This is a genomic window from Hyphomonas sp. (assembly GCF_046313975.1).
In the GTDB taxonomy this organism is placed as follows: Bacteria; Pseudomonadota; Alphaproteobacteria; order Caulobacterales; family Hyphomonadaceae; genus Hyphomonas.
This window is the reverse complement of the sequence record NZ_JBKBXB010000036.1, coordinates 17,273-34,698: the sequence shown is the minus strand read 5'-3', so window position 1 is coordinate 34,698 and position 17,426 is coordinate 17,273. Positions and strand designations below refer to the sequence as shown.

Here is a 17,426-nt window from a genome sequence, read left to right as displayed (position 1 = left end):
GCGTACACGCCCACCGGATATATCAGGAAGATGCTGAAGCATCCGATGCTGGTGGCGGTGAAGATCTGGGCGGTGGCGCACCTGCTGGCGAACTGGGAGTGGAACTCGATTTTCCTGTTCGGCAGTTTCCTCGCCTATGCGGTGATCGACCGGATCGCGCTGAAGAAGCGCGGCGACAATGGCCCGCCGGCGGATGCGCCGGTGAACGTGATGGGCGATGTTGCGGCGGTCGTGATCGGGCTCGGCGCGTACGCGGCGCTGCTGCTCTGGCTGCATCCGGTGCTGTTCGGCGTGGCAGTGATGCCAGGCTGAGGCGTCAGGTACGTTTCAGCCAGCGCCCTGCCAGCGGGGCGAGCGCCATCAGGCCAAGGCCGATGGGGAAGAGCGCGCCGCGCGTGATGTCATAGTGGGCAAGGTAGTCCGCGAGGCTGAGGCCGGCGAAGCCGAGCGCGAGCGTGCTCTCGAAGGCGATCAGCACGGCGACGCCGATCAGGCCGATGCCGAGCGCCGAGGCCTGCGCGCGCATGCCGATCCAGAGGCCGATGGCGCAGGCGGCGAGTGTGACCATCGGGAACTCGACAAGGTGGCCGGTGCGTTCGCCCATGCCGGGGATCAGCACCAGCTCGCGCAGGGCGCCGAAAAGGAATCCGGCGGCAAAGCCGAGCGCTCCATAGGCGGCGCCCCAGAGGGCAAGGGAGCGAAGGGCAGGCGGCATCGGCATTAACCCTGTTGTTTCCTTGCGAGGCGGCGAGGGAGAAGCTATCGCAGGCGCCATGTCAAAGCAAAGCCAGACCGCCCGCAAGACCGTCAAGGATATCGCCGCCGCGAAGGGGGGCACGCCGCTGGTGTGCCTGACGGCGTATGATGCGCCGACTGCGGCGCTGCTGGACCCACATGCAGATGTTCTGCTGGTGGGCGACAGTGTCGGCATGGTGGTGCACGGGCTGCCCTCGACGGTGGGCGTGACGATGGAAATGATGATCCTGCACGGCCAGGCGGTGATGCGCGGGTCGCAGCAGGCGTTCGTGGTCGTCGACATGCCGTTCGGCAGTTACGAGACGAATGCCGATCAGGCCTTCCTGAATGCGGCGCGGATCATGAAGGAGACGGGCTGCCAGGCGGTGAAGATCGAGAGCGGGGCGTATGCGGCGCACCAGATCAGCCATCTTGTGGAACGCGGCGTTCCGGTGATGGGCCATGTCGGCCTGCGGCCGCAGGCGATCAACGTGGAGGGCGGCTTCCGGGCCAAGGGGCGCACGGTCAGCGAGCGCGACCGGGTGGTGGCCGAGGCGCGGGCGGCGGCGGATGCCGGGGCTTTCGCAATCGTGATCGAGGGCGTGGCGGAGGACCTGGCGGCGGAGATCACCGCCGAGGTGAGCTGCCCGACCATCGGGATCGGGGCCTCGGCGGCCTGTGACGGGCAGATTCTCGTGACGCACGATATGCTGGGCCTGTTCGACTGGACGCCGAAATTCGTGCGCCAGTATGCGGACCTTGCCAGTGTCGTGTCCGGGGCGGCAGCGGCCTATGCCGAGGACGTGCGGACGCGGCGGTTTCCGGGCAAGACCGAGACCTACAGCCTGCGAAAACCTGAAGCCTAACAGCGCTGATCCGTTGCAGCGGGGCTGCGCCCCGTCTAGGTTCGCGCCGAATCCAGCCTTTTGCCCCCGGAGCCCCGATTGACCGACATTTTCACCGAAGTCGATGAGAGCGTCCGCCAGGAGAAGCTGGAAAGCTGGTGGAAGCGCTGGCGGCCGTTCGTTTATGGCGCCGTGGTCGTTCTGGTAGGCTCCGTGGCCGTCAACGAGTTCGTCCTGAAGCCGCAGGCCGCGCAGGCCCGGGCCGAGCGGGCGCTTGAGCTGGAAAACGCCGTCAAGGCGTTGGAAGAAGGCCAGTATGAGGAAGCCGCGAATGCGTTCCGCGCGATCATCGAGGCCGATACCAAACTGTCGCCGCTGGCAGCGCATTACCTGGCGCAGACACAGATCGAGGGCATGGGCGACCCGGCCGCGGCGGCGGAAACGCTGGCTTCCGTGGGCGCCATCGAGGGCGGGCCGTTCGAGCGGCTGGGGCTGCTGAAATCCGCTTATCTCAAGGCCGATGCGATGACGCTGGACGAGCTGGAGACGGCGCTGGGCACGCTGCCGGCCGAGGATACGGCGCTCGGCGCGATGGCGCGGGAGCTGGTCGCCTCGAAGGCCGCAGCGGTGGGTGATATCGCCCGCGCGCGGCAGATGTTCAACGGGCTGAAGTTTGATGCCAATGCACCGGCCGGTGTGATCCAGCGGGCCGAGATCGCGCTGGCGGCATTGCCGTTGGCCCCTGAAACCGATGAGGAAACGCCTGCGCCGGCCGAGGCTGAAACGCCTGCCGCAGCGCCCGAGGAGACCGGACAATGAAATTTTCGCGTAGCGGCGCCGCGGTTGCGGCCCTGGCCTCTGTGCTAGCTGTTGCCTCGTGCAGCAGCCTTCCGAGCTTTGGCGGGAACAACAAGAAAGAAGAACTGCGCGCCGAGGAGCGTGCGGGCCGCGTCACGATGGTGCTGGACGATTCCAGGATCGAGCCGAGCACGACGCTGACCGGGGTGGCGATCGAACTGCCGCCGGCCGCGCCGGTGAACGCCTGGACGGAAGCCGGCAGTACGGCCACGAAAGTGTCCGGGCATGTCGAGGCCGCGCCAAGGCTGCGCACGGTCTGGCGCCGGTCGATCGGCAAGGGCTCGACCAACAAGGCGGCGATCACCACTCCGCCGGTGACGAATGCGACGACGATCTTCACGCTGGATGCGGCGCAGACGGTGCGCGCTTCTTCGCTGAGCTCCGGCGCGCAAGTGTGGAGCCAGCGGCTGAAAGGGATTTCGAAGCGCGACAAGGCGGCGCTGGGCGGCGGGCTTGCCGTGGCGGGCGACACGCTGATCGTGGCAAGCGGCTATGGTTATGTGCTGGCGCTGGATGCGGCCACCGGGGCGCAGAAATGGCGCCGCGAACTTGGCGCACCGATGACCGGATCGCCGACCATTTCCGAGGGCCGCGTGGTTGTGGCCTCGAACAATAACGAAGTCTTTTCGCTGAGCCTCGCGACCGGCGAGACCAGCTGGAGCGACCAGGCGATTTCGGAATCCGCCCGCGTGCTGGGCAGCCCGAGCGCTGCGGCGGTGGAAGATTTCATCATCGCGCCGTTCTCCTCCGGTGAGATCATCGCTTACCTTGCCGCCAACGGTCGCCGGCTGTGGACGGATGCGCTGGCGCAGTCCGGCCGGTTCACGCCGATTTCCGAGATCAACGATATCGGCTCGCGCCCCGTGCTTGGATCGGGCCTCGTGTTCGTTTCCAGCCAGTCCGGCACCACGGCGGCCATCGATGGCCGCAGCGGCGCACGCGTGTGGACGGCGCCGGTCGGATCGACCAAGGCGCCGGCTCTGGTAGGGCGTTTCCTGTATGTGCTTGGCACCGGCGATGAACTCGCCTGCCTCGATGCAGCCACGGGCGAAGCCTACTGGGTGAAGCAGCTGCCTTCGTTCCAGAACGAGGAAAAGAAGAAGAAGCCAATCAGCTATACGGCTCCGGTTGTGGCCTCTGGCCGGGTGATCCTGGTGTCGTCGCGCGGCGAGCTTCTGGCCTTCTCGCCGGAAGACGGTTCGCAGACGGGCTCTTTGAAGCTGGGCGAGACCGTGTATATCGAGCCGATTGCGGCGCAGGGGCGTCTCTATGTCCTGACGGACAAGGGCAAGCTGATCGCCATCGATTAAGGCCGGGCTCTCCGCTGCGGCCTCCGGATTAACCAGAGAGGCTGCAGCCTTGCCTTTGAAACTCGCCATTGTCGGACGGCCGAATGTCGGCAAGTCCACCCTGTTCAACCGCCTTGCAGGCAAGAAGATCGCGCTGGTCGATGACCAGCCGGGCGTGACGCGTGACCGCAAGATGGCCGACGGGCGGCTGGCCTCATTGCCGCTGCTGCTGATCGATACCGCCGGTTTCGACAATGTGCGCGATGACAGCCTCGAGGCGCGGATGCGCGCGCAGACGGAGGCCGCGATTGCCGAAGCTGACCTTGCGCTGTTCCTGGTGGATGCGCGCGTCGGCGTGACGCCGGAGGACGAGACCTTCGCGATGCTGCTGCGCAAGGCGAACGTGCCGGTAGTGCTGGCGGCGAACAAGGCGGAAGGCCGGCAGGGCGAGGCCGGTGTGCTGGACGCGTTCCGCCTGGGCTTCGGCGAGCCTGTGGGCCTGTCGGCGGAACACGGCGAAGGTTTTGCGGAACTGTACGAGGCGATCCGCACGGCGCTCGGCGAAGAGGCGTTCGAGCGGGCGCTGGAAGAGGCCGAGCCCGATTATGCCGGCGGCGGCGGAGACGACATTCTCGACAAGCTGGCGCATATCGACATCGAGGATAGTTCGATCACGGATGATGAGCTGGTGGCCGCCATCGAAGCCGCCGAAGGCGACGCGCCCGAAGATGTGCCCGAGCCAGCCGCGCCGAAGCCGATCCGCCTAGCGATTGTCGGGCGGCCGAATGCGGGCAAGTCGACGCTGATCAACCAGCTGATCCAGTCGGAGCGCCTGCTGACCGGGCCGGAGGCCGGCATTACGCGCGATTCCATCCAGATCGACTGGGAATGGGAAGGCCGGCAGGTGCGCCTAGTCGACACCGCGGGCCTGCGCCGGAAATCCAAAGTGCAGGAACGCCTCGAGCGGATGTCGACAGCGGAAACCATCCGTTCCCTGAAATATGCCGATATCGTTGCTCTGGTCATGGACGCGCATGAGGCGCTGGAAAAGCAGGACCTGCAGATTGCCGACATTGCGCTGCGTGAAGGCCGCGGCCTCGTGCTGGTGATGTCAAAATGGGATACCGTGCAGGACCCGGATGCTGCGGCGCGGCATATCCGCGACCTCGCCAACCGGCTGGTGCCGAATGGCGGCGGGGCGCCGGTGGTGTTCCTGTCCGGCCTGACCGGGCGCAATGTCGAGAAGCTGATGCCGGCGGTGGTCAAGGTCTACAAGGACTGGACTGCGAAGGTGAAGACCGGCGACCTTAACCGCTGGCTGCGCCATACGGTGGAGCACCATCCGCCGCCGAGCGTGCAGGGCAAGCGCATCAAGCCGCGCTACATGGCGCAGATGAAGGCGCGCCCGCCGACTTTCGTGCTGATCGCCTCGCGCGGCGACCAGATGCCGGAAGGCTACAAGCGCTACCTGATCAACGGCATCCGCGAGGCGTTCGACATGCACGGCGTACCGATCCGCTTGTTCGTGCGCCAGGGCAAAAATCCGTATGCAGGCAAAGTCGGCCCCGACGGTCCGCCGCGCTACAAGCGGCGGGACGATTAGCGGCTGCTTCCCGCCCGGTATCCGGCCTCCACCGGCTCTCGACTACCTGATCGCGGCGGCGGCCTTGGCGGCAATCATGATGGTCGGCGTGTTGGTGTTGCCGGACGTGATGAGGGGCATGACCGAGGCGTCGATGACGCGCAGCGCGCCCACGCCGCGCACGCGCAGGGCCTCATCGACGACCGCCATCGGATCGGAAGCGGGTCCCATCTTCGCGGTGCCGGCGGGGTGGAAGATCGTCGTGCCGATCTCCCCCGCAAGATCGGCAAGGTCGCGCTCCGGTCCCGCCTCGCCGGGCACATGCTCCTGCGGGCGGAAGGGGCTCAGCGCAGGCTGCTGCATCAGGCGCCGGGTAAGGCGGATGGCATCGGTGGCAACCGCGCGGTCTTCCTCCGTGGACAGATAGTTCGGGTCGATCAGCGGCGGGGCGTCCGGATCGGCGGACGTGATCCGCACCGTGCCGCGCGAAGTGGGGCGCAGGTTGCAGGCGGCGACCGTGATGGCGGAGAAACGGTGCAGCGGCTCCCCGAACTTGTCGAGTGAAAGGGGCTGGACATGGAACTGGATGTTGGGCCGGGCCTGCCTGTCGTCCGAGCGCGCGAAGATGCCGAGCTGGGACGGCGCCATCGTCAGCGGCCCGCGGCGGCGGACCGCATAGTCGAGCGCCATGCCGGCAAGTGCAGGCGGGAAGTGATAGGCGCGGTTCAGCGTCCGGGCCCCGGAAACCTTGTAGATCGCGCGCTGCTGCAGGTGGTCCTGCAGGTTTGCCCCGACGCCGGGCATATCGGCGCGCGGCGCGATGCCCGCATCCTTCAGAACGTGCACCGGCCCAAGGCCGGAGCGTTGCAGGATCTGCGGGCTGCCGATGGCGCCGGCACAGAGGATGACTTCGCGGCGGGCCCGGACATGGAAGGGCTGGCCATTCTGCCGGAAGGTAAGGCCCGTTGCGCTGAGACCGTCGAAGGTGACTGCATCTGCGAGGCAGCCTGTCTCCACCCGCAGGTTCGGGCGGCGCCGCACCGGGTCAAGGAATCCGCGCGCGGCAGACCAGCGCCGGCCCGACTTCTGGTTCACATGAAAATAGCCGGCGCCTTCATTGTTGCCGGTATTGAAATCCTCCGTTGGCGGAATACCAATTTCGGAGGCAGCATCGCGAACGGCGTCAAGAATTTTCCAACGGACACGCGGCGGCTCGACGCGCCAGCCGCCGCCGGTGCCGTGATGCTCGCTGGCGCCCAGGAAATGATCCTCGATCTCGCGGAAGACTGGCAGCACTTCGCCCCAGCCCCAGCCCGGCAGGCCAAGGCTTTCCCAGGTGTCATAGTCTTCGGCCTGCCCGCGCATGCTTATCATGGCATTGATGGCGGAGGAGCCGCCAAGCACCTTGCCACGCGGATAGGCGAGCGCCCGCCCGTGAAGGCCGGGCTGCGGTGTCGTGGTGAACATCCAGTCCGAGCGCGGATTGCCGATGGCGAAGAGATACCCGACCGGGATGTGATACCAGATCCAGTTATCCCTGCCGCCCGCTTCCAGCAGCAGCACACGGTTGCGCGGGTCAGCCGACAGCCGGTTCGCGACGACGCAGCCGGCCGATCCGGCGCCGGCTATGACATAGTCATAGTCGCCCGGAAAAGGCTGCGCGGCGGCGGATGTCACCCGGGCTGGACTTCAGTGAAGCGGCCACCATCTTTGGCGAGCCGTCTCAGCGTCGCGGACGGGGCAAAGCGCGCATCCTCCTTACCCAGACGGTCCATCGTCGCGAGCACGGCCTCTGCGCCGACCATGTCGCCATACAGCATCGGCCCGCCCTTGTCGGCCGGCCAGCCATAGCCGTTCAGCCAGACGACATCGATATCCGAGGCGCGCAGGGCCTTTTTCTCCTCGAGGATTTTCAGGCCTTCGTTGATCATCGGGTGGATGCAGTCCGCGATGATTTCATCTGCGCTCGGCGCAGCACCCGCCGCGACACCGGTGATCTCGGCGATGATCTTCGCAGCGACGGGCGACGGAATGGGGCGGCGGTTTTCGTCATAGTCGTAATAGCCGGCGCCGGTTTTCTGGCCGCGGCGATCAAGCTCGCAGAGGGCGTCGCGGATCGGGTTGGCGGTCTTCGCGCCCTTCTTCCAGCCAATGTCGAGCCCGGCGAGATCGGACATCTGGTAGGGCCCCATGCGGAAGCCGAAGGCATTGAGCGCGGCATCGACATCCCACGGCATCGCGCCCTTGTTCACGAGTCTCTGCGCCTGCGCCTGCCGGGCAAACAGGATGCGGTTGCCGACGAAGCCGGGGCAGACGCCGACGAGGACGGCCACCTTGTTGATCGTCCGTGCAAGGTCCATTGATGTCGCGACAACCTCTTTCGAGGTGTGGTCGGCGCGCACGATCTCGAGCAGCTTCATCACATTGGCGGGCGAGAAGAAGTGCAGGCCGATGACGTCTTCGGGGCGTTTCGTGGCGGCGGCGATCTCGTCGATGTTCAGCGCGGAGGTGTTGGTGGCGAGGATCGCGCCCGGCTTCGCAATCCGGTCGAGATCGGCAAAGATGCGCTTCTTCAGGTCCATGTCCTCGAACACGGCCTCGATGATCAGGTCGCAATCGGCAAAGGCGCTCATGTCCAGCGTGCCGGTGAGGCGCGCCATGCGTTCGCCGACCTCTTCCTGCGGGAACCGTCCGTTGTCGGCGCTTCTCTGGTAGTTTGCGCGCACGACGCCGAGGCCGCGGTCGAGGGCTTCCTGCTTCTGTTCCAGGATGACGACCGGAATGCCGACGCTCGCGAAGTTCATGGAAATGCCGCCGCCCATCGTGCCGGCGCCGATGACGCCGACCTTGCGGATGGTGCGGCGCGGCGTGCCGGCAGGCACATCCGGAACAATCCAGGCATCGCGCCCGGCCTGTGCGATATAGTCAGAGACCTCATTGGGTGACATGGAAATGGCGGGCATCTGCTTATCCTTTTCTGCATCCTCCCCACCGGCGGGCGCGCCGGTGATGACTTGGGGCAGTTTATGCCCCGAAGGCGGGCGAATGAAAGGGGGGCAGGTGGCGCGCGCTTTGACGCGGCGCTATTCCCGAAACGTGCGCGAGAGGGAATCGGTCAGAGGCTTCACGAGGTAGCTGAGGACGTTGCGGCTCTCGGTGGTCAGGCTCGCCTCGACCGGCATGCCGGGCAGCAGGGTGAAGCGGGACGAGGCGAGGGCGGCGTCCGGGATTTCGATCTGGGCCTCGTAGAAGGCGGCGCCGGTAGCCTCGTCGGCGAAGGCATCGGCAGAGACCTTGATGATGGTGCCCTCGAATGTGGGCGTGGTGTCCTGATTGAAGGCGCTGAAGCGCAGGACGGCGCGCTGACCGATGCTGATCTCGTCAATATCGGCCGGACTGATCCGTACACGGGCGACCAGGCGGTCATTCTCCGGCACGATGTACATGATCGGTTCGGAGGCACGGATGACGCCGCCGACGGTGTGGGCGCGGATGCCGAGGACGCGGCCGGAGCGCGGGGCGAGGATGTCGAGACGGCCAGACCGGTCGAGCAGGGCGGTGCGCTGTTCGGTGAGTTCACCGATCTGGGTCTGCACGTCGCGCAGTTCTGTAAGGACGGCTTCGCGGTTGCCCTGATCGAGGCGGGCGATCTCGCTGCGCGCTTCGCCGATCTGGACGCGGGTGGCGGCGATGTCGGAGACGAGGCCGTCCTTCTCGCCCTGCAGGCGGGCGCGGTCGCGCTTCAGGGCGAGGACGCGGGTGACGACCGCCTGGCCGCGCTCCATCAGGGTTTCGAACCGGCTGATCTCGTCATCGACGAGGGCGATCTGGTCATCCTTGGCGGTGATTTCGTTCTGCATGCCGGCAATGCGGGTGTTGAGCTGATCGATCCGCTGACGGAGGATCGTGCCCTGCGTGCCGAGATTTGCGCCGCGGGCTTTCAGCAGGGTCTCCTGCGCAGCGAGGACTGCCTGCATGTCGGGGCGTGAGGCAAAGCTTTCAAAGCCGGGGCGCAGGGTCAGCGTGTCTGTACCGTCGCGTTCGGCGACGAGGCGGGCTTCGTTGCCGAGGAGGCCGTAGAGGCGCGCTTCGAGGGCGAGCAGCGAGGCATCCGTCGAGGTGGCGTCGAGGGAGAGGAGTTTCTGGCCCTCTGTGACGGCATCGGACTCGCGGACATAGATTTCGCGGACGATGCCGCCTTCGAGGTGCTGGACCGCCTGCTGGTTGGACTCGACGGAGATCTGGCCGGAGGTGAGCACGGCGCCTTCGAACGGGGCGAAGACGGACCAAGCGATAAGGCCGCCGAAGACGAGGGCGACAATGCCCCAGCCGGCGAAGACATACTGCCTGAGCAGTCCTCCGCGTACGGAGGAATTGGCGGGAAGCGCGAGATCAGCCATTGCCGCCCTCTCCCGGCCGGATGTGGCGCACGACGCTGGCCTGTTTCGGCATGACCTTGGCGAGCACGGTGTCGGCGGGGCCGAACTCGCGGATACGGCCTTCGTCGATGACCATCAGCTTGGTGCAGTGAACGATGGCGTTGGGGCGGTGGGCGATGATGATGACGGTGGCGCCGCGCGCCTTGGCAGCGGCGATGGCCGATTGCAGGGCCGCTTCGCCGGGGCCGTCGAGATTGGAATTGGGCTCGTCGAGGATGATCAGGTTCGGGTTGCCGAAGAGGGCGCGGGCAAGGCCGATGCGCTGGCGCTGGCCGGCGGAGAGATAGGCGCCGCCGAGACCAATATCGGTGTCGTAGCCTTTCGGCAGGCGCAGGATCATGTCGTGGCAGCCGGCGGCCTGCGCGGCGGCGATAATGGCCTCGGGTGAGGCGTCATCGCGGAAGCGGGCAATGTTGTCGCGCACCGTGCCGGAGAGGAGATCGGCCTGCTGGGGCAGGTAGCCGATTTGGGGGCCGAGCGTGTCGGAAGGCAGCTGGGTGATATCGGCGCCGTCGAGGCGGACATGGCCGGAGACGACCGGCCAGGCGCCGGTGAGGACGCGGGCGAGGGAGGACTTGCCGGCGGCAGACGGGCCGAGGATGCCGAGGACCTCGCCGGGGGCGAGATCGAAGCTCAGTCCACGGAGGACCGGTTCACCGCTGGGCGGGCCGGCATAGGCATTCTCGAGGCTGATGGCGCCGCGGACGGGCGGCAGGGGCATGGCGGCGGCGGGCGCCGGGATGTTCGTGAGCGCGGCTTTCAGCGAGGCCCAGTTCTCGCGGGCGGTGGCAATGCCGCGCCATTGCCCGACGATCTGCTCAAGCGGCGCGATGGCTCGGCCCATCAGGATGGAAGCGGCGATCATGGCGCCGGGCGAGGCATCGCCCTTGATCGCAAGCCAGGCGCCGAGGCCGAGGATGGCCGACTGCAGGAAGAGGCGGAAGGCTTTCGTGACCGAGGAGAAGCCCGACAGGATGCGGCCCGACCGGGCGAAGGCGCTGTCGCCCGCATCGAAGGCGGCCTGCCAGCGGCGGCGGATGGCGGCGCCCATGCCGAGGGCCTTGAGGACCTCGGCATTGCGCGTCATTTCGGACGAGCGCAGCGTGCTGAGGCGTTCGAACTCCTCGCTTTCGCGCGTCAGGCGGGCGGAGCTGCGTTCGTTCATCAGGGCAAGGACGATGAGGACGACTGCGCCGAACAAAGCCCACCAGCCAAACAGCGGATGGAGCATGAAGAGGACGAGCAGAAAAAGCGGGCTGAACGGGGCGTCGAAGATGGCGCCGAGGACGGGGCTGCCGATGAAGCGGCGGAGGGCCCGCAGGTCGCGCAAGGGGCGGTCGGTAGCCTTGCCGGGGTCTGCCAGGCTGAGCGCCATCGAGGCAGCGGCGGCGCGCTCGCCAAGGTCGCCTTCGAAGCGCGAGGCGATGACGCTGAACAGGCCGGCGCGCGCCCATTCTAGGACGGCGAGCGTGCCGTAGAGGACGAGCACGAGCAGGGTAAGCGCGACGAGCGTGGGCACCGACTGGGATGACAACACGCGGTCATAGACCTGCAGCATGTAGAGCGGGCCGGTGAGCATCAGCAGGTTCACGAACAGGCTGAAGCCGCCGGCATGCCAGAAGACGCCGCGCGAGGCGCGCAGGGCGGTCTTCAGTTCTTCGGTGTCCTTGCGCGCGGCGGCCGGTGTCATGGGGCGTTTCTAGCAGGTTTCCGGCGGGGTCGTCAGGTTCAATCTCACGGGGCGGAGGGTCAGAGGAAGTCCTTCAGGCCGCTTTCCTTAAGCGCCTTAACCACAGCGCCGACATCCTGGGCGCGGTCCTTCCGGGTGATCAGAATGCGGTTACCGTCGGCAACGACGATGAGATCTTCGACACCGACAAGGGCGACGAGCTGGCCTTCGCGGGCGTGGATGAGGTTGCCGGTGGAGTCGATCTCGATGGCGGCGGGGGAGTTGGGGCGGGAGGAGACTTCGCCGACGGCGGTCCAGGTGCCGATATCGTTCCAGGCGCACTCAAGCGGGGCGAGGACGGCGGCGTGGGCTGTGTGTTCCATCACGGCGTAGTCGATGGAGATGGACGGCGTCATCGCGAAGGCGGCGGGGTCGAGGAAGATGCTCGCGCCTTCGGTGCGCGCGGCGGCGAGGGCGCGGCTGGCGCCGTCGAGGACACCGGGCGCGTAGTGGCCAAGCTCGGTGAGCATGGTTTCGGGGCGGAAGAGGAAGATGCCCGCGTTCCAGCTGTAGCGGCCACTGGCGAGGTACTCGGCAGCAGTGACAGCGTCCGGCTTTTCCTTGAAGGCGGCGACGCGCTGCAGCTTGCCGGAGAGGCGGTCGCCGGCCTGAATGTAGCCGAAGCCGGTTTCGGGACGGTCGGGCGCGATGCCGAACGTGGTGATGTAGCCTTCGGCGGCGGCGCTGGCGGCTTCGCGGACGGCCTCTGTAAATGTTTCCGGCTGGCCTATGAAATGATCCGACGGGACGAGCAGGCCGAGGGCGGTGTCGTCCACGGCGGCGAGATGGCGCGCGGCGACGGCAGCGACGGCGGCGGTGTTGCGGCCTTCTGGCTCGAGCAGGATGGCACCGGGCGTCACGCCGATGGCGGCGAGCTGCTCCGCGATGAGGCCGGCATAGGCGGCGTTGGAGATGATCACGGGCTCGGGATGGAAGCCCGGCTGGCCATGGAAGCGCAGCACGGTCTCCTGGAAAACCGACTTGTCCGAGACGAGGCGGTGGAACTGTTTGGGGCAGGCCTGGTTCGAAACGGGCCAGAGGCGCGTGCCGGCGCCGCCGCACATGATGACCGGATGGATTGCCATGGCTGCTGTTTACCCTGATTCCTGCTGGCGCTGTGTGGGGGCGCCGTAATTCACCTCAACGGTTTGCAACATCTGCGCCGGGCTGCAAACCGCGCAGATTACTGGCGCGACCGGGCCTGCCGGGCGACGGCTTTTTCGTAGGCGGCCTGAAGGTCTGCGAAGACGGAGCGGGCGGGGCGGCGGGCGCCGAGGTGAAGGTGGCGGAGTTCGCTCATAAAAGCTGACCAGAGCGCCGGGCCGCCTTTTTCGAGGAGTTCGGCGCGCACGGAGAGTTCGTAGCTGACAGGCGTATGGCGACGGCCCCAGGCGCCCATCTGTACGAGGAGGGGCACGAGCTGGATCGACGGCTCGGTCAGGCTGTAGATGTATTTCTGGCGGTGTGCCGGATCGGGCCGGCGGGAGAGCAGGCCGGCGGCAGTGAGACGTTTCAGCCGGTCTGACAGGATGTTCGAGGCGATGCCTTCATCGCTAAGGGAGAGGAGGTCGCCGAAGCTGCGCCGGTTGCCGAACATCACATCGCGGATGACGATGAGGCTCCAGCGGTCGCCGAGCTGTTCGAGCGTGAGATTGATCGGGCACCCTGATCGTTCTGTTTGCGGCACGCTGGCCTCCCGGATTGCGCTTGCACTATGCAACCGGTCTCGATAGGGTTCAACCAATTGCATTACACAAGTGGTTTGCCGGAGGAAATAAAGCCATGTCACTCGCGCTGATTGGGCACCCCTTTTCATCTTACACACAGAAAGTGCTGATTGCGCTTTATGAAAACGCGACACCTTTCGAATTTCGTGCGCTCGGGCCGGAGGCCCCGGAGCTTGAGGCGGAACTAGCGCGGCGGTCGCCTTCGGGGAAGTTTCCGGTGCTGGTGGATGGGGATCGCAGCGGTGCGGAAGCGAGCATCATCATCGAGTATCTTGGCCTTGCCCATCCGGGGCCGGTGCGGATGATTCCGGCAGATGCGGCGGCGGCGCTGGAGGTGCGTTTCATGGACAGGTTCTTTGACCTGCATGTGATGGACGCGATGCAGGTGGCGGTGTCGAGCAAGCTGGGGCAGATTCCGATGGCGCCGGAGGATGGGCTGAAGCTGGCGGGCGAGCGGCTGGACCGGGCCTATGTCTGGCTGAACACGGCGCTGGCGGGGCGGACATGGGCGGCGGGGGCGGACTATACGCTGGCAGATTGCGCGGCTTCGCCATCGCTGTTCTATGCCGACTGGGTTCATCCGATCCCGGAACAGTTTGGCACGCTGCGGGCTTACCGCGCGCGGCTGCTGGCGCGGCCTTCATTTGCGCGGGCAGTGGACGAGGCGCGGTATTTCCGGCCGTACTTTCCGCTGGGCGCGCCGGACAGGGATTAGGCCGCAGACGGATGAATACGCAAAGGGACAAGCCCATGGCGACAACGCTTTACGACCTCAGTGTGCCGACGTTCCTGCAGACCCTGCGGGCGCTTGCAGACATCCTGCTGAGGGCGGTGTCGCATTGCCGCGGAACGGGAACTGATCCGGACGCGTTCGTGTCTGCCCGGCTGTATCCGGACATGGCGCCGTTCTACTTCCAGATCGAAGCGGTGAAGAACCATGCCGTCTGGGGATTTCAGGCTGTGAAGACAGGCGAATTCACGCCGCCGCCGCTCGCGGGCGCTGTGCCGTTTGCGGAATTGCAGAAGATGATCGATGAGGCGATCACTGCGCTTGAGGCATATTCGCCCGAAGAGGTGAACAGCTGGGCTGGCAGGAACCTCGATATCGTCATCTATCAGCCGCTCGATGTGGACAATGCGACGACATCAGGCTGGGGACCGCAGACGCTGGCGCTGACGCCTGCAACTTATCTTCTGTCGTACACGCTGCCGAACTTTTATTTTCATGCGGTGACCGCTTACAACATCCTGCGCGCGCGCGGTGTGCCGATCGGCAAATACCACTTCCAGGGACAGCTCCGTATCCGGACGGGCTAGATCTCGAACGTGCCGCGCCAGGCGAGGAATTTCAGGATTTCTTCGGCGGCATCTTCAGGGGACTTGTCCACGGTGTTGATGCGCAGCTCGGGATTGAGAGGCGCCTCGTAGGGGCTGTCGATGCCGGTGAAGTTGCGGATCTCGCCGGCGCGGGCCTTCTTGTAGAGACCCTTGACGTCACGCTGTTCGGCCACGTCCAGCGGCGTGTCGATATGGATCTCGATGAACTCGCCTTCGGCCATAAGGCTGCGCGCCATCTGGCGCTCGGCACGGAAGGGCGAGATGAAGGAGACGAGCACTATGAGGCCGGCATCCGACATCAGGCGCGCGACATTGGCGACACGGCGGATGTTCTCGACGCGGTCGGCATCGGTGAAGCCGAGATCGCGGTTGAGGCCGTGGCGGACATTGTCGCCGTCGAGGATGAAAGTGTGGCGGCCCATGGCGTAGAGGCGCTTCTGCAGCGCGTTGGCGATGGTGGATTTGCCGGAGCCGGAGAGGCCGGTGAACCAGAGGACCGCGGGGCGCTGCGCCTTCTGTTCGGCGAGAGCGTCGCGGGTGATGTCGAGCGCCTGCCAGTGGATGTTGGCTGCGCGGCGCAGGGAGAAGTCGATCAGGCCGAGGGCGACCGTGTTGTTCGTCTGGCGGTCGATCAGGATGAAGCCGCCGGTCGCGCGGTTTTCCGTGTACGGATCGAAGGCGATGGGCTGTTCGAGCGCGATGGTGGTGACGCCGATCTGGTTGAGTTCCAGTGTGCGGGCGGGCGTTTCGGCGAGCGTGTTGACATCGATGCCGTGCTTGGGGGCGTTTATGGTGGCGGTCACGGTGCGCGTGCCGGATTTCATCAGGTATCGGCGGCCGGGCAGGAGCGGTTCTTCGCTCATCCAGAGGAGGCGGACCTGGAACTGGTCTGAGACTTCCGGCGGGGCGGCGGCTTCGGCGATCATGTCACCGCGCGAGGTGTCAATCTCGTCGGCGAAGGTGAGGGTCACGGACTGGCCGGCGACGGCTTCGGCAAGGTCGCCGCCATGGGTAACGATGCGGGTGACGGTGGTTTCGCGCCCCGACGGGAGCGAGCGGATGCGGTCGCCGGGGCGCACGCGGCCGGAGGCGATCTGGCCGGAGAAACCGCGGAAATCGAGGTTCGGACGGTTCACCCACTGGACGGGCAGGCGCAGCGGCAGGGACTCGGCTTCGCGCTCGATCTCCACGGTTTCGAGGAATTCGATCAGGCTGGGTCCGGTGTACCACGGCGTTTCGGGCGAGCGTTCGGTGACGTTGGTGCCGGCGAGCGCCGAAATCGGGATCGGGGTGATGTGGAGATTGGCGGGCAGGGCTTCGGCGAAGGCGCGGTAGTCGGAGATGATCCCTTCGTACACGGACTGTTTGTAGCCGACGAGGTCCATCTTGTTGATGGCGAGCACTAGATGGCGGATGCCGAGCAGGGTGGCGATGATGGAATGTCGGCGCGTCTGCGTGAGGATGCCCTTGCGCGCGTCGATCATCAGGATGGCGCAGTCGGCGGTGGAGGCGCCGGTCGCCATGTTGCGGGTGTATTGTTCGTGGCCGGGCGTGTCGGCAACGATGAACTTGCGTTTCTGGGTGGCGAAGAAGCGGTAGGCGACATCGATGGTGATGCCCTGTTCGCGCTCGGCGGCGAGGCCGTCAACGAGGAGGGCGAAATCGATGGAATCGCCTTGCGTGCCGACCATCTTGGAATCGGCTTCGAGGGCGGCGAGCTGGTCTTCGAAGATCATCTTCGAATCGTAGAGCAGGCGGCCGATCAGGGTCGACTTGCCATCATCCACGGAGCCGCATGTGATGAATCGGAGCAGGGATTTCTGCTCGTGGCTTTCGAGATAGGCGCCGATGTCTTCGGCGATAAGATCGTCGTGCAGGCGCATCAGAAATAGCCCTCCTGCTTTTTCTTTTCCATCGAGGCGGCCTGGTCCTTGTCGATTGCGCGGCCCTGGCGTTCGGACGTGGTGGTGAGGAGGATTTCCTGGATCACATCGTCGAGCGTGGTGGCGGTGCTTTCGACGGCGCCGGTGAGGGGGTAGCAGCCCAATGTCCGGAAACGGACGGATTTGGTTTTGGCCTGTTTCGCGAGCTCCGGCGGCACGCGGTCGTCATCGACCATGATCATCGTGCCATTCCATTCGACGACCGGGCGGGGCGAGGCGAAGTAGAGGGGGACGAGTTCGATGCCTTCGCGGCGGATATATTGCCAGATGTCGAGTTCGGTCCAGTTCGACAGCGGGAAGGCGCGCAGCGATTCGCCGGTGTTGAGGCGGGCGTTGTAGAGGTTCCAGAGTTCTGGGCGCTGGCGTTTCGGGTCCCAGCGGTGGCCGGCGGTGCGCACCGAGAGGATGCGCTCCTTGGCGCGGGACTTTTCCTCATCGCGCCGGGCGCCGCCGAAGGCTGCGGTGAAGCCGTATTTGTTGAGCGCCTGTTTAAGGGCGACGGTTTTCATCACATCAGTGTGGTAGGCCGAGCCGTGGGTGAACGGGCCGACGCCTTCGCGCACGCCGTCTTCATTCGTGTGGACGAGCAGGTCGAGGCCGAGTTCCTTGGCCTTGCGGTCGCGGAAGGCGATCATCTCGCGGAATTTCCAGCCGGTATCGACGTGCAGCAGCGGGAAAGGCGGGCGCGAGGGATAGAAGGCCTTAACGGCGAGATGCAGCATCACGGCCGAATCCTTGCCGATGGAATAGAGCATCACCGGCTTTTCGCACTCGGCGGCGACTTCCCGCAGGATGTGGATGCTTTCGGCTTCGAGCCGGTCGAGATGGGTCAGGGCGGGCAAGGGCGTGGGTCCGTTGAGTGGGCTGAGGTCCGTTAGCCCTCCTTGAGGGAGATGGGAAGGCGCCTGTTGTAAGGGCGCGGGGTCCATTGAGGATTTCTA

Annotated in this window: 16 protein-coding genes; 7 read left to right on the top strand and 9 right to left on the bottom strand. The window is 65.9% G+C overall.

The window, feature by feature from the left end; genetic code table 11:
* Positions 1 to 312, top strand: a 312-nt coding sequence (locus ACK4TE_RS12355; RefSeq protein WP_409911828.1) for an NnrU family protein, incomplete at its 5' end; no start/stop codon positions are given.
* A gap of 4 nt (positions 313 to 316) precedes the next feature.
* Here the strand turns inward: ACK4TE_RS12355 and ACK4TE_RS12350 are convergent.
* A complete protein-coding gene (locus tag ACK4TE_RS12350; RefSeq protein ID WP_409911827.1) occupies positions 317 to 721 on the bottom strand; it encodes a hypothetical protein in 405 nt (134 codons plus the stop codon).
* Positions 722 to 773: 52 nt separating this feature from the next.
* Between ACK4TE_RS12350 and panB the strand changes: the two genes are divergently transcribed.
* From panB to der, 4 genes are all read left to right on the top strand, one after another.
* On the top strand, positions 774 to 1,601 hold the full coding sequence (panB, locus tag ACK4TE_RS12345; RefSeq protein ID WP_409911826.1) for a 3-methyl-2-oxobutanoate hydroxymethyltransferase: 828 nt from the start codon (positions 774 to 776) through the stop codon (positions 1,599 to 1,601).
* Between the two features lie 78 nt (positions 1,602 to 1,679).
* A complete protein-coding gene (locus tag ACK4TE_RS12340) occupies positions 1,680 to 2,399 on the top strand; it encodes a hypothetical protein (protein ID WP_409911825.1) in 720 nt (239 codons plus the stop codon).
* On the top strand, positions 2,396 to 3,748 hold the full coding sequence (locus tag ACK4TE_RS12335) for a PQQ-binding-like beta-propeller repeat protein (RefSeq protein WP_409911824.1): 1,353 nt from the start codon (positions 2,396 to 2,398) through the stop codon (positions 3,746 to 3,748). The genes ACK4TE_RS12340 and ACK4TE_RS12335 overlap by 4 nt, the downstream gene beginning before the upstream one ends.
* Positions 3,749 to 3,797: 49 nt before the next feature.
* On the top strand, positions 3,798 to 5,330 hold the full coding sequence (der, locus tag ACK4TE_RS12330; protein WP_409911823.1) for a ribosome biogenesis GTPase Der: 1,533 nt from the start codon (positions 3,798 to 3,800) through the stop codon (positions 5,328 to 5,330).
* A gap of 42 nt (positions 5,331 to 5,372) precedes the next feature.
* Here the strand turns inward: der and ACK4TE_RS12325 are convergent, their stop codons facing one another.
* The 6 genes from ACK4TE_RS12325 to ACK4TE_RS12300 all read right to left on the bottom strand — a co-directional run bounded on the left by ACK4TE_RS12325 (position 5,373) and on the right by ACK4TE_RS12300 (position 13,164).
* Entirely contained in the window at positions 5,373 to 6,986 is a 1,614-nt protein-coding gene (locus ACK4TE_RS12325; RefSeq protein WP_409911822.1) for a GMC family oxidoreductase, read from the bottom strand.
* Positions 6,983 to 8,272 carry a 3-hydroxyacyl-CoA dehydrogenase NAD-binding domain-containing protein gene (locus ACK4TE_RS12320; protein ID WP_409911821.1) on the bottom strand — a complete coding sequence of 430 codons (1,290 nt, stop codon included), beginning with the start codon at positions 8,270 to 8,272 and terminating at the stop codon, positions 6,983 to 6,985. The genes ACK4TE_RS12325 and ACK4TE_RS12320 overlap by 4 nt, the downstream gene beginning before the upstream one ends.
* Before the next feature lie 120 nt (positions 8,273 to 8,392).
* Positions 8,393 to 9,709: an HlyD family type I secretion periplasmic adaptor subunit gene (locus ACK4TE_RS12315; protein ID WP_409911820.1), complete on the bottom strand. Its 1,317-nt coding sequence runs from the start codon at positions 9,707 to 9,709 to the stop codon at positions 8,393 to 8,395.
* Entirely contained in the window at positions 9,702 to 11,438 is a 1,737-nt protein-coding gene (locus ACK4TE_RS12310; protein ID WP_409911819.1) for a type I secretion system permease/ATPase, read from the bottom strand. Before ACK4TE_RS12310 ends, ACK4TE_RS12315 begins: the two co-directional genes overlap by 8 nt.
* A 59-nt stretch (positions 11,439 to 11,497) precedes the next feature.
* Positions 11,498 to 12,562 (bottom strand): mannose-1-phosphate guanylyltransferase, encoded by a 1,065-nt coding sequence (locus tag ACK4TE_RS12305; RefSeq protein ID WP_409911818.1) that lies wholly within the window; start codon positions 12,560 to 12,562, stop codon positions 11,498 to 11,500.
* Positions 12,563 to 12,660: 98 nt separating this feature from the next.
* Positions 12,661 to 13,164, bottom strand: a complete 504-nt coding sequence (locus ACK4TE_RS12300) for a winged helix-turn-helix transcriptional regulator (RefSeq protein ID WP_409911817.1) — start codon at positions 13,162 to 13,164, stop codon at positions 12,661 to 12,663.
* A 95-nt stretch (positions 13,165 to 13,259) separates the two neighbouring features.
* On the opposite strand from ACK4TE_RS12300, the gene ACK4TE_RS12295 reads away from it, so the two are divergent.
* Both ACK4TE_RS12295 and ACK4TE_RS12290 read left to right on the top strand, forming a co-directional pair.
* Positions 13,260 to 13,919: a glutathione S-transferase family protein gene (locus ACK4TE_RS12295; RefSeq protein WP_409911816.1), complete on the top strand. Its 660-nt coding sequence runs from the start codon at positions 13,260 to 13,262 to the stop codon at positions 13,917 to 13,919.
* 35 nt (positions 13,920 to 13,954) lie between these two features.
* Positions 13,955 to 14,521 carry a DUF1993 family protein gene (locus ACK4TE_RS12290; RefSeq protein WP_409911815.1) on the top strand — a complete coding sequence of 189 codons (567 nt, stop codon included), beginning with the start codon at positions 13,955 to 13,957 and terminating at the stop codon, positions 14,519 to 14,521.
* Here the strand turns inward: ACK4TE_RS12290 and cysN are convergent.
* Together cysN and cysD are read right to left on the bottom strand one after the other, a co-directional pair.
* Positions 14,518 to 16,425: a sulfate adenylyltransferase subunit CysN gene (gene cysN, locus ACK4TE_RS12285; RefSeq protein WP_409911814.1), complete on the bottom strand. Its 1,908-nt coding sequence runs from the start codon at positions 16,423 to 16,425 to the stop codon at positions 14,518 to 14,520. The two genes, ACK4TE_RS12290 and cysN, sit on opposite strands and share 4 nt — an antisense overlap.
* On the bottom strand, positions 16,425 to 17,327 hold the full coding sequence (gene cysD, locus ACK4TE_RS12280) for a sulfate adenylyltransferase subunit CysD (protein ID WP_409911813.1): 903 nt from the start codon (positions 17,325 to 17,327) through the stop codon (positions 16,425 to 16,427). The genes cysN and cysD overlap by 1 nt, the downstream gene beginning before the upstream one ends.
* Positions 17,328 to 17,426 lie beyond the last annotated feature (99 nt).

Coding starts and splice junctions, on each gene's coding strand:
- ACK4TE_RS12350 (WP_409911827.1), bottom strand. CDS start 721: ATGCCGATGCCGCCTGCCCTTCGCTCCCTTGCCCTCTGGGGCGCCGCC.
- panB (WP_409911826.1), top strand. CDS start 774: ATGTCAAAGCAAAGCCAGACCGCCCGCAAGACCGTCAAGGATATCGCC.
- ACK4TE_RS12335 (WP_409911824.1), top strand. CDS start 2,396: ATGAAATTTTCGCGTAGCGGCGCCGCGGTTGCGGCCCTGGCCTCTGTG.
- ACK4TE_RS12320 (WP_409911821.1), bottom strand. CDS start 8,272: ATGCCCGCCATTTCCATGTCACCCAATGAGGTCTCTGACTATATCGCA.
- ACK4TE_RS12315 (WP_409911820.1), bottom strand. CDS start 9,709: ATGGCTGATCTCGCGCTTCCCGCCAATTCCTCCGTACGCGGAGGACTG.
- ACK4TE_RS12310 (WP_409911819.1), bottom strand. CDS start 11,438: ATGACACCGGCCGCCGCGCGCAAGGACACCGAAGAACTGAAGACCGCC.
- ACK4TE_RS12305 (WP_409911818.1), bottom strand. CDS start 12,562: ATGGCAATCCATCCGGTCATCATGTGCGGCGGCGCCGGCACGCGCCTC.
- ACK4TE_RS12295 (WP_409911816.1), top strand. CDS start 13,260: ATGTCACTCGCGCTGATTGGGCACCCCTTTTCATCTTACACACAGAAA.
- ACK4TE_RS12290 (WP_409911815.1), top strand. CDS start 13,955: ATGGCGACAACGCTTTACGACCTCAGTGTGCCGACGTTCCTGCAGACC.
- cysN (WP_409911814.1), bottom strand. CDS start 16,425: ATGCGCCTGCACGACGATCTTATCGCCGAAGACATCGGCGCCTATCTC.